Source organism: Pseudomonas lactucae (assembly GCF_016937615.1).
In the GTDB taxonomy this organism is placed as follows: Bacteria; Pseudomonadota; Gammaproteobacteria; order Pseudomonadales; family Pseudomonadaceae; genus Aquipseudomonas; species Aquipseudomonas lactucae.
On the sequence record NZ_JAFHKI010000096.1, the window covers coordinates 15183 to 28459 of the forward strand.

Below are 13277 nucleotides of genomic sequence, written 5' to 3' on the forward strand. Positions count from 1 at the left end.
GCTAGTAGATGGCAACTATCAACCAGCTGGTACGTCAGCCGCGTAAGCGTATCGTCGAGAAATCCGACGTACCTGCGCTGCAGAACTGCCCGCAACGTCGTGGCGTATGCACCCGTGTGTATACCACCACGCCGAAAAAACCTAACTCGGCACTGCGTAAAGTATGCCGTGTGCGCTTGACCAACGGTTTCGAGGTTTCCTCGTACATCGGCGGTGAAGGCCACAACCTGCAAGAACACAGCGTGGTACTGATCCGCGGCGGTCGTGTAAAAGACTTGCCGGGTGTTCGTTATCACACCGTACGCGGCTCCTTGGATACTTCCGGCGTTAAAGGTCGTAACCAGGGTCGTTCGAAGTACGGTACCAAGAAGCCTAAGTAGTAGCGGCTTTTTGTAAAACTGAATCATCTTATTTTCTGAGTCGATAAGAGTAAGGTCGGAGGCGTCCCGAAAGGGCACCGATTCCGAGCGAACCTGAAGACCGTTTGAGGGCTTATCCATGCCAAGAAGACGCGTAGCAGCCAAGCGCGAAGTGCTTGACGATCCAAAATACGGAAGCCAAATCCTGGCCAAGTTCATGAACCACGTGATGGAAAGCGGCAAGAAAGCCGTTGCCGAGCGTATCGTTTATGGCGCGCTGGAAAAGGTTAAAGAACGCAAGAACAGCGACCCCCTGGAAATCTTCGAGAAAGCTCTCGACGCCATCGCTCCGCTGGTCGAAGTGAAGTCGCGCCGTGTAGGCGGTGCTACTTACCAGGTTCCGGTCGAAGTTCGTCCGTCCCGTCGTAACGCCCTGGCAATGCGCTGGTTGGTAGACTTCGCCCGTAAGCGTGGCGAGAAGTCTATGGCTCTGCGTTTGGCCGGCGAGCTGTTGGACGCTGCAGAAGGTAAAGGTGCTGCTGTTAAGAAGCGTGAAGACGTGCACCGTATGGCTGAAGCTAACAAAGCTTTCTCGCACTACCGCTTCTAAATCCAGCTTCACTAATTTTGCGAGGGCTTTATGGCTCGTACTACTCCGATTAGCCGCTACCGTAACATCGGTATCGTTGCTCACGTGGATGCTGGTAAAACCACCACCACCGAGCGCGTACTGTTTTACACCGGCAAAAGTCACAAAATGGGCGAGGTGCATGATGGCGCCGCGACCACAGACTGGATGGTTCAGGAGCAGGAGCGTGGTATTACCATTACTTCTGCTGCTATTACCGCCTTCTGGAAAGGTTCCGAGAAGCAGTACAAAGATGAGCATCGCTTCAACGTAATCGATACCCCGGGCCACGTAGACTTCACCATCGAAGTTGAGCGTTCCCTGCGCGTACTCGACGGCGCTGTCGTTGTGTTCTGCGGTACCTCGGGTGTTGAGCCGCAGTCGGAAACCGTATGGCGTCAAGCCAACAAATACGGCGTTCCACGTCTTGTTTACGTAAACAAGATGGACCGTGCTGGTGCCAACTTCCTGCGCGTGATCGGTCAGATCAAGCAGCGTCTGGGTCACACTCCGGTGCCAATCCAATTGGCAATCGGTTCCGAGGACAACTTCCAGGGTCAGATCGACTTGATCACCATGGAAGCTGTTTACTGGAATGACTCTGACAAAGGTATGGTTCCTGTTCGTAAGCCTATCCCTGCAGAGTTGCAGGAGCTGGCTGATGAGTGGCGCAACAACATGGTTGAGGCTGCTGCCGAAGCCAACGAAGAGCTGATGAACAAGTACCTCGAAGGTGAAGAACTCACCAACGTGGAAATCAAGGCCGCTCTGCGTCAGCGTACCATCGCTGGTGAGATCGTCTTGGCTGTTTGCGGTTCCTCGTTCAAGAACAAGGGTGTTCCCCTGGTTCTCGATGCTGTGATCGACTACCTGCCTGCTCCAACCGACATTCCTGCTATCAAGGGTACCAACCCTGATAACGAGGAAGAGGAAATGGAGCGTCATGCAGACGACAGCGAGCCGTTCTCGGCCCTGGCGTTCAAGATCGCTACCGACCCATTCGTGGGTACCTTGACCTTCGTCCGCGTTTACTCGGGCGTGTTGGCCTCCGGCGACGGCGTGATCAACTCGGTTAAAGGTAAGAAAGAGCGCGTGGGTCGTATGGTGCAAATGCACGCAAACGCCCGTGAAGAGATCAAGGAAGTACGCGCTGGTGACATCGCGGCCCTGATCGGCATGAAGGACGTCACCACTGGTGAAACCTTGTGCAACGCTGACAAGCCAATCATCCTGGTTCGCATGGACTTCCCGGAGCCGGTTATTTCGGTTGCCGTAGAGCCTAAGACCAAGGATGACCAGGAAAAAATGGGTATCGCTCTGGGCAAACTTGCTCAGGAAGATCCATCTTTCCGCGTCAAGACTGATGAAGAGACTGGTCAAACGATCATCTCGGGCATGGGCGAACTTCACCTGGACATCCTGGTTGACCGGATGCGCCGTGAGTTCAACGTCGAAGCCAACATCGGTAAGCCTCAGGTTTCCTATCGTGAGCGCATCACGAAGAACTGTGAAATCGAAGGCAAGTTCGTTCGTCAATCCGGCGGTCGTGGTCAGTTCGGTCACTGCTGGATCCGTTTTGCTCCTGCTGACGAAGGTCAAGAAGGTCTGCAATTCGTGAACGAAGTAGTGGGTGGTGTTGTTCCTAAGGAATACATCCCTGCTATCCAGAAGGGTATCGAAGAGCAGATGAAGAACGGTGTTGTTGCCGGCTATCCGCTGATCGGCCTGAAAGCAACCGTTTTTGACGGTTCTTACCACGACGTCGACTCCAACGAGATGGCGTTTAAGGTGGCTGCTTCCATGGCAACCAAGCAACTGGCCCAGAAGGGCGGTGGTGAGTTGCTTGAGCCAATCATGGCGGTAGAAGTTGTTACACCTGAAGACTATATGGGTGATGTCATGGGCGACCTTAACCGTCGTCGCGGCATGATCTTGGGTATGGAAGACACGGTTTCCGGCAAAGTGATTCGCGCCGAGGTTCCGTTGGGTGAGATGTTCGGTTACGCAACCGACGTTCGCTCCATGTCCCAGGGTCGCGCAAGCTACTCTATGGAATTCAAAAAATACAACACAGCTCCGGCGCACATCGCTGAAACTGTATCCAAAAAACAAGGCTGATTCAGTCCTTTAGGCAAGGAGTTAATTGTCGTGGCTAAAGAAAAATTTGATCGTTCCCTACCGCACGTCAACGTTGGCACCATCGGTCACGTTGACCACGGTAAAACCACTCTGACTGCTGCTCTGACTCGCGTTTGCTCCGAAGTATTCGGTTCCGCAATCGTTGATTTCGATAAAATCGACAGCGCACCAGAAGAGAAAGCTCGTGGTATCACCATCAACACTGCGCACGTTGAATACAACTCGCTGATCCGTCACTACGCTCACGTTGACTGCCCAGGTCACGCTGACTATGTGAAGAACATGATCACCGGTGCTGCCCAGATGGACGGTGCGATCCTGGTTTGCTCGGCCGCTGATGGTCCGATGCCGCAAACCCGTGAGCACATCCTGCTGTCCCGTCAGGTAGGTGTACCGTACATCGTTGTTTACCTGAACAAGGCTGACCTGGTAGACGACGCTGAGCTGCTGGAACTGGTTGAGATGGAAGTGCGCGATCTGCTGAGCACTTACGACTTCCCAGGTGACGACACTCCGATCATCATCGGTTCTGCTCGTATGGCTCTGGAAGGCAAAGACGATAACGAAATGGGCACCACGTCCGTTCGTAAACTGGTTGAGACTCTGGACAGCTACATCCCAGATCCAGTTCGTGTTATCGACAAGCCGTTCCTGATGCCAATCGAAGACGTATTCTCGATCTCCGGTCGCGGTACTGTTGTAACCGGTCGTATCGAGCGCGGTATCGTCAAGGTTCAAGATCCACTGGAAATCGTTGGTCTGCGTGACACTACTGTCACCACCTGCACCGGTGTTGAAATGTTCCGTAAGCTGCTCGACGAAGGTCGTGCTGGCGAGAACTGCGGCGTTCTGCTGCGTGGTACCAAGCGTGACGACGTTGAGCGTGGCCAGGTTCTGGTTAAGCCGGGTTCGGTTAAGCCGCACACCAAGTTCGAAGCTGAAGTGTACGTGCTGAGCAAAGAAGAAGGCGGTCGTCACACCCCGTTCTTCAAAGGCTACCGTCCACAGTTCTACTTCCGTACTACCGACGTAACTGGTAACTGCGAACTGCCGGAAGGCGTAGAAATGGTAATGCCAGGCGACAACATCAAAATGGTTGTCACCCTGATCAAAACCATCGCTATGGAAGACGGTCTGCGTTTCGCTATCCGTGAAGGCGGCCGTACCGTTGGTGCTGGTGTTGTAGCTAAAATCATCGAGTAAGCGTCTCTTTTGAGATAGCTTCGATGCTTTGAAAAGCCCCCGCTCAGCGGGGGCTTTTTTATTGGGTTGACACCTATCTGGGGCGTCTATAGAATTGCGCCTCCTTTTAACGGGCGTATTGCGCTCGCTGGGAATAGCAGCCGGAGTCTGAAATCCAATGCAAAATCAGCAAATCCGTATCAGGTTGAAGGCTTTTGACCATCGCCTGATCGACCAATCCACCCAGGAAATCGTGGAAACCGCGAAACGTACTGGTGCACAAGTGCGTGGTCCAATTCCACTGCCTACCCGTAAAGAGCGGTTCACCGTTCTGGTCTCCCCGCACGTCAACAAAGACGCGCGTGACCAGTACGAGATCCGTACTCATAAGCGCGTACTGGACATCGTCCAGCCAACGGATAAAACCGTTGATGCACTTATGAAGCTCGATCTGGCGGCCGGTGTGGAAGTACAGATCAGCCTCGGCTAAGACTTGGGTCTTAGTCGTGTAACGCTCTGAAATGGGCGGCCATAGCGGGTGAAAGCCCCGTACACTCATGAGGTTTACAACATGACTATTGGTGTAGTCGGTCGTAAATGCGGTATGACCCGTATTTTCACCGAAGAAGGTGTCTCCATTCCGGTCACGGTCATTGAGATCGAGCCGAATCGCGTCACCCAGTTCAAAACTGAAGAAACCGATGGCTATCGTGCAGTGCAAGTCACTGTCGGCGAGCGTCGTGCTTCGCGCGTGACTGCTGCTCAAGCAGGTCACTTCGCTAAAGCAAACGTTGCAGCTGGTCGCACCGTCATGGAGTTCCGTCTTGAAGACGGCGACTACAAGGCTGGCGATCTGATCAACGCTGAAATCTTCGCTGCTGGTCAACTGGTTGATGTAACCGGTCAGTCCAAAGGTAAAGGCTTCCAGGGTACGATCAAGCGTTGGAATTTCCGTGGTCAAGACAACACTCACGGTAACTCCGTTTCCCACCGCGTCCCGGGCTCTATTGGCCAGTGCCAGACTCCTGGTCGTGTATTCAAGGGCAAAAAAATGTCCGGTCATATGGGCGCTGAGCGCGTGACCGTGCAGTCCCTCGAAGTAGTGCGCGTCGACGCTGAACGCAATCTGTTGTTGGTCAAGGGTGCTGTTCCTGGCGCTACTGGCGGCAACCTGGTTGTACGTCCAGCGGCCAAGGCTCGCGGTTAAGGGGAAGCTGACATGCAATTAAATGTAAATGACGCTCAAGCGATCGAAGTTTCCGAACTGACATTTGGCGGCGAATTCAACGAGACGCTGGTTCACCAAGCAGTCGTGGCCTACATGGCCGGCGGCCGTCAAGGTAGCAAGCAGCAAAAGACCCGTTCCGACGTACGTGGTGGCGGTAAGCGCCCTTGGCGTCAGAAAGGTACTGGCCGTGCTCGTGCCGGTACTATCCGTAGCCCAATCTGGCGTGGCGGTGGTACCACTTTCGCAGCTCGTCCACAGGATCACTCTCAGAAGCTCAACAAGAAGATGTATCGCGCAGCTCTGCGCTCCATCCTTGCTGAACTCGTGCGTACTGATCGTCTGGTCGTGGTTCAGGACTTCGCTGTTGAAAGTCCAAAAACCAAAGATCTGCTGGGCAAGCTGAACAACATGAGCCTGACCGACGTTTTGATCGTGTCTGAAGCTGTTGATCAGAACCTGTACCTGGCTGCTCGCAACCTGCCACACGTTGATGTACGTGACGTGCAAGGTTCCGATCCAGTTAGTCTGATCGCATACGACAAGGTGTTGATCACCGTGTCGGCCGTGAAGAAATTCGAGGAGCTGCTGGGATGAACCAGGAACGCGTATTTAAAGTTCTGCTTGGCCCGCACGTTTCCGAAAAGGCTACGGTTCTGGCTGACAAGAAAGGCCAGTTCGTTTTCAAGGTTGCAACTGACGCAACCAAGCTGGAAATCAAGAAGGCCGTCGAAAGCCTGTTCAGCGTGAAAGTAGAGCGTGTTACTACCCTGAATGTTCTGGGTAAGAGCAAGCGCACTGCTCGCGGTCTGGGCAAGCGTAATGACTGGAAGAAGGCAGTTATCTCCCTTCAGCCAGGCCAAGATCTCGATTTCAGCAGCAGTGCTGAGTAAGGAAGGGGTGCATCATGGCAATCGTTAAATGCAAACCGACTTCCCCTGGCCGCCGTTTTGTGGTCAAGGTGGTCAACCAGGAGCTGCATAAAGGCGCTCCTCACGCACCGCTGCTCGAGAAGAAATCGAAGACTGGTGGTCGTAACAACAATGGTCGCATTACCACTCGTCACATCGGTGGTGGCCATAAGCAGCATTATCGTCTGGTCGACTTCCGTCGCAACGACAAAGATGGCATTTCTGCCACTGTCGAGCGTATTGAATACGATCCAAACCGTACTGCTCACATCGCTCTGCTGCTGTACGCAGATGGCGAGCGTCGCTACATCATCGCCCCTAAAGGCGTGAGTGCTGGCGACCAGCTGATCGCAGGTGCTCTGGCACCGATCAAGCCGGGCAACGCTCTGCAACTGCGTAACATTCCAGTTGGTAGCACCGTACACGGCATCGAATTGAAGCCAGGTAAAGGCGCACAGATCGCTCGTTCCGCTGGTGCTTCGGCTCAGCTGATCGCTCGTGAAGGTGTCTACGTGACCCTGCGTCTGCGTTCTGGTGAGATGCGTAAAGTGCTGGCTGAGTGCCGCGCGACCCTGGGCGAAGTCTCGAACTCCGAGCACAGCCTGCGTTCGCTGGGTAAAGCTGGTGCCAAACGCTGGCGTGGCGTTCGCCCAACCGTTCGTGGTGTTGCCATGAACCCGGTTGACCACCCACACGGTGGTGGTGAAGGTCGTACCTCTGGTGGTCGTCATCCGGTATCGCCATGGGGCTTCCCGACTAAGGGCGCGAAGACTCGTGGTAATAAGCGTACCGACAAAATGATCGTCCGTCGTCGCAAGTAAATAGAGGGATACGACAGTGCCACGTTCTCTGAAAAAAGGTCCTTTTATTGATCTTCACCTACTGAAGAAGATCGAAGTGGCGGCGGAAAAGAACGATCGCAAACCAGTTAAGACCTGGTCGCGTCGTTCGATGATCCTGCCACAAATGGTCGGTCTGACCATCGCAGTACACAACGGTCGTCAACACGTCCCAGTTCTCGTTAACGAAGACATGGTCGGCCACAAACTGGGCGAGTTTGCCGGTACCCGCACTTATCGTGGGCACGTGGCAGACAAGAAAGCCAAGCGTTAAGGGGTTAGGAAATGGAAGTAGCCGCTAAGTTGTCGGGCGCTCGAATCTCCGCCCAGAAAGCCCGCTTGGTCGCCGACCAGATCCGCGGGAAGAAGGTGGGCGAAGCGCTCAACCTGTTGGCTTTCAGCAGTAAGAAAGCCGCCGAGATCATGAAGAAAGTGCTGGAGTCGGCCGTAGCCAACGCCGAGCATAACGAAGGCGCAGACGTTGATGACCTGAAGGTCAGCACCGTTTTCGTCAACGAAGGGCGTTCGCTGAAGCGCATCATGCCACGTGCCAAAGGCCGTGCTGATCGCATCGTCAAGCGGTCTTGCCATATCACTGTCAAGGTTGCTGACAAGTAACGGAGTCGAAGAGATGGGTCAGAAAGTACATCCCATTGGCATTCGCCTGGGAATCGTCAAGGAGCACACCTCCGTCTGGTACGCAGACGGTCGGACTTATGCGGACTACTTGTTCGCTGATCTGAAGGTGCGTGAGTATCTCCAAGACAAACTAAAAAGCGCGTCCGTAAGCCGTATCGATATCCATCGTCCGGCGCAAACTGCACGTATCACCATCCACACCGCTCGTCCAGGTATCGTTATCGGGAAGAAAGGTGAAGATGTTGAGAAACTGCGTCAGGACCTGACCAAGCAAATGGGTGTGCCTGTGCACATCAATATCGAAGAGATCCGCAAGCCGGAGCTCGACGGTATGCTGGTTGCGCAGAGCGTAGCTCAGCAGCTGGAGCGTCGCGTAATGTTCCGTCGCGCTATGAAGCGCGCCGTACAGAACGCCATGCGCATTGGTGCCAAAGGCATCAAAATCCAAGTGAGCGGTCGTCTCGGCGGTGCTGAAATCGCACGTACTGAATGGTATCGCGAAGGTCGTGTGCCATTGCACACCCTGCGTGCCGACATCGACTATGCCAACTACGAAGCTCACACCACTTACGGTGTGATCGGTGTAAAGGTTTGGATCTTCAAAGGCGAAGTAATTGGTGGTCGCCAAGAAGAACTGAAACCACAAGCACCAGCGCCTCGTAAAAAAGCTGCTAAGTAAGGGGTACGCCAAATGTTGCAACCTAAGCGTACGAAGTTCCGCAAGCAGATGACAGGCCACAACCGTGGTCTGGCTCAGCGCGGTAGCAAAGTCAGCTTCGGCGAGTTCGCGCTGAAGTCTGTAGCTCGTGGTCGTCTCACCGCTCGTCAGATCGAGTCAGCGCGTCGTGCTCTGACCCGTCACGTAAAACGTGGCGGCAAGATCTGGATCCGTGTATTCCCGGACAAGCCGATCTCCAAAAAACCTCTCGAGGTTCGGATGGGTAAAGGTAAGGGTAACGTGGAATACTGGGTAGCCCAGATTCAGCCAGGCAAAGTCCTGTATGAAATCGAGGGCGTTTCTGAAGAGCTGGCGCGTGAGGCTTTCGCCCTGGCTGCTGCAAAGCTGCCGCTCGCCACCTCCTTTGTTAAACGGACGGTGATGTGATGAAAGCGAATGAACTTCGTGAAAAATCCGCACAGCAGCTGAACGAGCAACTGCTCGGCTTGCTGCGCGACCAGTTCAATCTGCGTATGCAGAAAGCAACTGGCCAGTTGGGGCAGTCTCATCTGCTCTCGCAAGTTAAGCGTGACATCGCTCGCGTGAAGACTGTGCTCAACCAGCAGGCAGGTAAGTGATCATGGCTGAAGCCGAAAAGACTGTCCGTACGCTGACTGGCCGTGTTGTCAGCGACAAGATGGACAAAACCATCACCGTTCTGATCGAGCGTCGCGTTAAGCACCCGATCTACGGTAAATACGTTAAGCGTTCGACTAAGCTGCACGCGCACGACGAAACCAATCAGTGCCACATCGGCGACAAAGTCACTATTCGTGAAACTCGTCCGCTGGCCAAGACCAAGTCTTGGGCACTGGTTGATGTTCTCGAACGCGCTGTGGAAGTCTAAGGACTAGGGGTCGGAGAAATTATATGATTCAGACTCAATCCATGCTCGATGTGGCCGATAACAGCGGCGCTCGCCGCGTTATGTGCATCAAGGTGCTGGGTGGCTCCCATCGTCGTTACGCTGGTATCGGTGACATCATCAAAGTTACCGTCAAGGAAGCAATTCCTCGCGGTAAAGTGAAAAAAGGCCAAGTGATGACTGCTGTTGTAGTCCGCACTCGTCACGGCGTACGCCGTGCAGATGGCTCCATTATCCGCTTTGATGGCAACGCTGCTGTTCTTCTGAACAACAAGCAAGAGCCGATCGGCACCCGTATCTTTGGGCCAGTGACCCGTGAACTTCGTACTGAGAAGTTCATGAAGATCGTCTCGCTCGCCCCAGAAGTGCTGTAAGGAGATCCGACATGCAAAAGATTCGTCGTGACGACGAGATCATCGTGATCGCCGGCAAAGACAAAGGTAAGCGCGGTAAGGTGCTTAAGGTTCTCGCTAATAACCGTCTGGTTATTGGTGGTCTGAACCTGGTTAAGCGTCATACCAAGCCTAACCCGATGTCGGGCGTACAAGGCGGTATCGTCGAAAAAGAAGCTCCGCTGGATGCTTCTAACGTCGCCATTTTCAACGGCGAAACCAACAAGGCTGACCGCGTTGGTTTCAAAGTAGAAGATGGCAAGAAAATTCGTGTCTTCAAGTCGACCCAAAAAGCGGTTGATGCTTGAACACTGCTAGGTAGAAGACCATGGCACGACTAAAAGAGATTTACTGGAAAGAAATCGCACCGAAGCTTAAGGAAGAACTTAAGCTTTCGAACGTGATGGAAGTTCCACGCGTTACCAAAATCACCCTGAACATGGGTCTGGGCGAAGCGGTCGGCGACAAAAAAGTCATCGAGCACGCTGTTGCTGACCTGGAAAAGATCACCGGTCAAAAAGTCGTTGTGACTTACGCTCGGAAATCCATCGCTGGCTTTAAAGTCCGTGAAGGTTGGCCGATCGGCGTCAAAGTGACTCTGCGCCGTGAGCGTATGTATGAATTCCTGGATCGTCTGCTGTCGATCTCCCTGCCTCGGGTCCGCGACTTCCGCGGCCTGAATGCCAAGTCCTTCGATGGTCGTGGTAACTACAGCATGGGCGTGAAAGAGCAGATCATCTTCCCGGAAATCGACTACGACAAGATCGATGCTCTCCGCGGTCTGGACATCACCCTGACCACCACTGCCAAGAACGATGATGAAGGTCGCGCCCTGTTGCGTGCTTTCAAATTCCCGTTCCGCAACTGATTGGAGTAGGACCATGGCCAAGATGAGCATGAAAAACCGCGAGCTGAAGCGTCAGCTCACGGTTGCCAAGTACGCCAAGAAGCGTGCAGCACTGAAAGCAATCATCGTTGATCTGAACGCAAGTCCAGAAGCGCGTTGGGAAGCGACAGTTGCTCTGCAGAAGCAGCCACGTGACGCAAGCGCTTCGCGCATGCGTAACCGCTGCCGCCTGACCGGTCGTCCACACGGCGTTTACCGCAAGTTCGGCCTTGGCCGTAACAAATTGCGTGAAGCGGCAATGCGTGGTGACGTACCGGGTCTGGTTAAAGCCAGCTGGTAAGTACTTTCAGCGTCCAAGCGGTCTGAATCGCAAGATACTGACCGCCGGTGACCTTGAATCTGGAACAAGCCCCTTTTGGGGCTTGTTTCATTTCCGGAGTGTGTCTAAAATACGCGGCTCGCCTGAGCCCGTGTTTTTTATGCTCGGAGATTCTCAGCGACATATGTAGCCGCAAGGCTAATTTTTTTGTATTAGGAGCGTCTAGCCCATGAGTATGCAGGACCCGTTAGCGGACATGCTAACTCGTATCCGTAATGCCCAGATGGCTGAAAAGTCCGTCGTAAGCATGCCATCTTCCAAGTTGAAGGTAGCTGTTGCCAAAGTCCTGAAAGACGAAGGCTACATTGCGGGTTATCAGATCAGCAGCGAAATCAAGCCACTGCTGTCCATCGAGCTGAAGTACTTCGAAGGCCGTTCGGTCATCGAGGAAGTGAAGCGCGTTAGCCGTCCAGGCCTGCGTCAGTACAAGTCCGCTGAAGATCTGCCGAAAGTTCGTGGCGGTCTGGGCGTGTCTATCGTCTCCACCAACAAAGGTGTGATGACGGATCGTGCTGCGCGCGCTGCCGGTGTCGGCGGCGAAGTTCTTTGCACTGTGTTCTAAGGGGGGATAAGCATGTCTCGCGTCGCTAAGAACCCCGTTAAGCTGCCAGCCGGTGTCGAAGTCAAATTCGCAGGCCAACAGCTTTCGGTGAAGGGTGCCAAGGGCACTCTTGAACTGAACATCCATTCGTCCGTTGAGATCGTTGAAGAAGCTGGTGAGCTGCGTTTCGCTGCTCGCAATGGCGATCAACAAACTCGCGCAATGGCCGGTACCACGCGTGCGTTGGTAAACAACATGGTCCAAGGCGTAAGCCAAGGCTTCGAGCGTAAGCTCCAGCTGGTCGGTGTTGGTTACAAAGCGCAAGCAAAAGGCACGGTTCTGAACCTTGCCCTTGGCTTCTCGCACCCAGTGGATTACGAACTGCCGGAAGGCATCACCGCTGAGACCCCTAGCCAAACCGATATCCTGATCAAGGGCATCGATAAGCAGCTGGTAGGTCAGGTGGCCGCTGAGATCCGCGACTTCCGTCCACCAGAGCCGTACAAAGGCAAAGGTGTGCGCTACGCGGACGAAGTCGTCCGTCGTAAAGAAGCCAAGAAGAAGTAGGGCATAGCAAATGACCGACAAAAAAGTTACTCGACTGCGTCGCGCTCGCAAAGCACGCCTGAAAATGCACGAACTCGAAGTCGTGCGTCTCTGCGTGTATCGCTCGTCGCAGCACATCTACGCCCAGGTCATCTCGGCCGACGGCAACCAAGTCCTGGCAAGCGCCTCGACTTTGGATAAAGAACTGCGTGATGGTGCCACCGGCAACATCGACGCGGCCACTAAGGTTGGCCAGCTGGTCGCTACGCGTGCTAAGGCCGCTGGCGTCTCGCAAGTGGCTTTCGACCGCTCTGGCTTCAAGTACCACGGCCGCGTTAAAGCGCTGGCTGATGCTGCTCGTGAAGCTGGGCTGGAGTTCTAAGTTATGTCAAATAACGACCAAAAGCGCGACGAAGGCTACATTGAGAAGCTGGTTCAAGTTAACCGCGTAGCCAAAACCGTTAAAGGCGGCCGTATCTTCACTTTCACCGCGTTGACCGTGGTAGGTGATGGTAAAGGGCGTGTTGGCTTCGGCCGTGGCAAGTCACGTGAAGTGCCTGCCGCGATCCAGAAGGCAATGGAAGCTGCTCGTCGCAACATGATCCAGGTTGATCTGAACGGCACCACTCTGCAGTACGCAATGAAGTCCGCTCACGGCGCTTCGAAGGTGTACATGCAGCCTGCTTCTGAAGGTACCGGTATCATCGCTGGCGGCGCTATGCGTGCTGTCCTCGAAGTTGCTGGCGTTCAGAACGTTCTGGCCAAGTGCTACGGCTCGACTAACCCGGTAAACGTGGTTCACGCCACTTTCAAAGGTTTGAAAGCTATGCAATCTCCTGAGTCCATCGCTGCCAAGCGTGGTCTGACTGTCAAGGAGATCTTCTGATCATGGCTACCGTTAAAGTAACGCTGATCAAAAGCATGACCGGCCGCATCCCTAACCACAAATTGTGCGTTAAAGGTCTGGGTCTGCGTCGCATCGGTCACACTGTAGAAGTCCAGGATACTCCCGAGAATCGCGGGATGATCAACAAGGCTTACTACATGCTGCGTGTAGAGGGTTAATC

At 54.1% G+C, this 13277-nt stretch carries 24 protein-coding genes; all 24 read left to right on the top strand.

Features of this window, described 5'->3' with window-relative positions:
• The first annotated feature begins 8 nt into the window (after positions 1-8).
• Entirely contained in the window at positions 9-380 is a 372-nt protein-coding gene (gene rpsL, locus JWR98_RS17815; protein WP_002555494.1) for a 30S ribosomal protein S12, read from the top strand.
• 118 nt (positions 381-498) lie between these two features.
• A complete protein-coding gene (gene rpsG, locus JWR98_RS17820) occupies positions 499-969 on the top strand; it encodes a 30S ribosomal protein S7 (protein ID WP_002555493.1) in 471 nt (156 codons plus the stop codon).
• A gap of 30 nt (positions 970-999) precedes the next feature.
• The gene (gene fusA, locus JWR98_RS17825) at positions 1000-3105 is read left to right on the top strand and encodes an elongation factor G (protein WP_078734881.1); all 2106 of its coding nucleotides are present in this window, start codon (positions 1000-1002) and stop codon (positions 3103-3105) included.
• A gap of 30 nt (positions 3106-3135) precedes the next feature.
• Positions 3136-4329: an elongation factor Tu gene (gene tuf, locus JWR98_RS17830; RefSeq protein ID WP_003176426.1), complete on the top strand. Its 1194-nt coding sequence runs from the start codon at positions 3136-3138 to the stop codon at positions 4327-4329.
• 157 nt (positions 4330-4486) lie between these two features.
• Positions 4487-4798, top strand: a complete 312-nt coding sequence (rpsJ, locus tag JWR98_RS17835; RefSeq protein ID WP_003186070.1) for a 30S ribosomal protein S10 — start codon at positions 4487-4489, stop codon at positions 4796-4798.
• 81 nt (positions 4799-4879) lie between these two features.
• Positions 4880-5515, top strand: a complete 636-nt coding sequence (gene rplC, locus JWR98_RS17840) for a 50S ribosomal protein L3 (RefSeq protein WP_003176425.1) — start codon at positions 4880-4882, stop codon at positions 5513-5515.
• Positions 5516-5527: 12 nt separating this feature from the next.
• On the top strand, positions 5528-6130 hold the full coding sequence (gene rplD, locus JWR98_RS17845) for a 50S ribosomal protein L4 (RefSeq protein WP_003176424.1): 603 nt from the start codon (positions 5528-5530) through the stop codon (positions 6128-6130).
• Complete coding sequence (rplW, locus tag JWR98_RS17850) at positions 6127-6426, top strand: 50S ribosomal protein L23 (protein WP_002555488.1); 300 nt, start codon at positions 6127-6129, stop codon at positions 6424-6426. The genes rplD and rplW overlap by 4 nt, the downstream gene beginning before the upstream one ends.
• Before the next feature lie 14 nt (positions 6427-6440).
• Complete coding sequence (gene rplB, locus JWR98_RS17855) at positions 6441-7265, top strand: 50S ribosomal protein L2 (RefSeq protein WP_003176423.1); 825 nt, start codon at positions 6441-6443, stop codon at positions 7263-7265.
• Between the two features lie 16 nt (positions 7266-7281).
• Positions 7282-7557 (top strand): 30S ribosomal protein S19, encoded by a 276-nt coding sequence (gene rpsS / locus JWR98_RS17860; RefSeq protein ID WP_002555486.1) that lies wholly within the window; start codon positions 7282-7284, stop codon positions 7555-7557.
• A gap of 11 nt (positions 7558-7568) precedes the next feature.
• Positions 7569-7901 (top strand): 50S ribosomal protein L22, encoded by a 333-nt coding sequence (rplV, locus tag JWR98_RS17865; protein WP_003103908.1) that lies wholly within the window; start codon positions 7569-7571, stop codon positions 7899-7901.
• A 13-nt stretch (positions 7902-7914) separates the two neighbouring features.
• A complete protein-coding gene (rpsC, locus tag JWR98_RS17870; protein WP_003176422.1) occupies positions 7915-8601 on the top strand; it encodes a 30S ribosomal protein S3 in 687 nt (228 codons plus the stop codon).
• Positions 8602-8613: 12 nt separating this feature from the next.
• Positions 8614-9027, top strand: coding sequence for a 50S ribosomal protein L16 (gene rplP, locus JWR98_RS17875; RefSeq protein ID WP_003176421.1), 414 nt, complete (start codon positions 8614-8616; stop codon positions 9025-9027).
• On the top strand, positions 9027-9218 hold the full coding sequence (gene rpmC / locus JWR98_RS17880; RefSeq protein ID WP_002555481.1) for a 50S ribosomal protein L29: 192 nt from the start codon (positions 9027-9029) through the stop codon (positions 9216-9218). The genes rplP and rpmC overlap by 1 nt, the downstream gene beginning before the upstream one ends.
• Positions 9219-9220: 2 nt before the next feature.
• Positions 9221-9487, top strand: coding sequence for a 30S ribosomal protein S17 (rpsQ, locus tag JWR98_RS17885; protein WP_003176419.1), 267 nt, complete (start codon positions 9221-9223; stop codon positions 9485-9487).
• Between the two features lie 23 nt (positions 9488-9510).
• Positions 9511-9879 carry a 50S ribosomal protein L14 gene (gene rplN / locus JWR98_RS17890; protein WP_002555479.1) on the top strand — a complete coding sequence of 123 codons (369 nt, stop codon included), beginning with the start codon at positions 9511-9513 and terminating at the stop codon, positions 9877-9879.
• Positions 9880-9890: 11 nt separating this feature from the next.
• Entirely contained in the window at positions 9891-10205 is a 315-nt protein-coding gene (gene rplX, locus JWR98_RS17895; RefSeq protein WP_003176416.1) for a 50S ribosomal protein L24, read from the top strand.
• A 20-nt stretch (positions 10206-10225) separates the two neighbouring features.
• Positions 10226-10765 (top strand): 50S ribosomal protein L5, encoded by a 540-nt coding sequence (gene rplE, locus JWR98_RS17900; protein ID WP_003176415.1) that lies wholly within the window; start codon positions 10226-10228, stop codon positions 10763-10765.
• Positions 10766-10778: 13 nt separating this feature from the next.
• On the top strand, positions 10779-11084 hold the full coding sequence (rpsN, locus tag JWR98_RS17905; protein WP_003176414.1) for a 30S ribosomal protein S14: 306 nt from the start codon (positions 10779-10781) through the stop codon (positions 11082-11084).
• Positions 11085-11292: 208 nt separating this feature from the next.
• Entirely contained in the window at positions 11293-11685 is a 393-nt protein-coding gene (gene rpsH / locus JWR98_RS17910) for a 30S ribosomal protein S8 (protein WP_003176413.1), read from the top strand.
• Between the two features lie 12 nt (positions 11686-11697).
• Positions 11698-12231 (top strand): 50S ribosomal protein L6, encoded by a 534-nt coding sequence (gene rplF / locus JWR98_RS17915; RefSeq protein ID WP_003176412.1) that lies wholly within the window; start codon positions 11698-11700, stop codon positions 12229-12231.
• A 10-nt stretch (positions 12232-12241) separates the two neighbouring features.
• On the top strand, positions 12242-12592 hold the full coding sequence (rplR, locus tag JWR98_RS17920; RefSeq protein WP_003176410.1) for a 50S ribosomal protein L18: 351 nt from the start codon (positions 12242-12244) through the stop codon (positions 12590-12592).
• Positions 12593-12595: 3 nt separating this feature from the next.
• Positions 12596-13096 (top strand): 30S ribosomal protein S5, encoded by a 501-nt coding sequence (gene rpsE / locus JWR98_RS17925; protein ID WP_003176409.1) that lies wholly within the window; start codon positions 12596-12598, stop codon positions 13094-13096.
• Between the two features lie 2 nt (positions 13097-13098).
• Positions 13099-13275 (top strand): 50S ribosomal protein L30, encoded by a 177-nt coding sequence (gene rpmD / locus JWR98_RS17930; RefSeq protein ID WP_003176408.1) that lies wholly within the window; start codon positions 13099-13101, stop codon positions 13273-13275.
• The last annotated feature ends 2 nt before the right edge of the window (positions 13276-13277 follow it).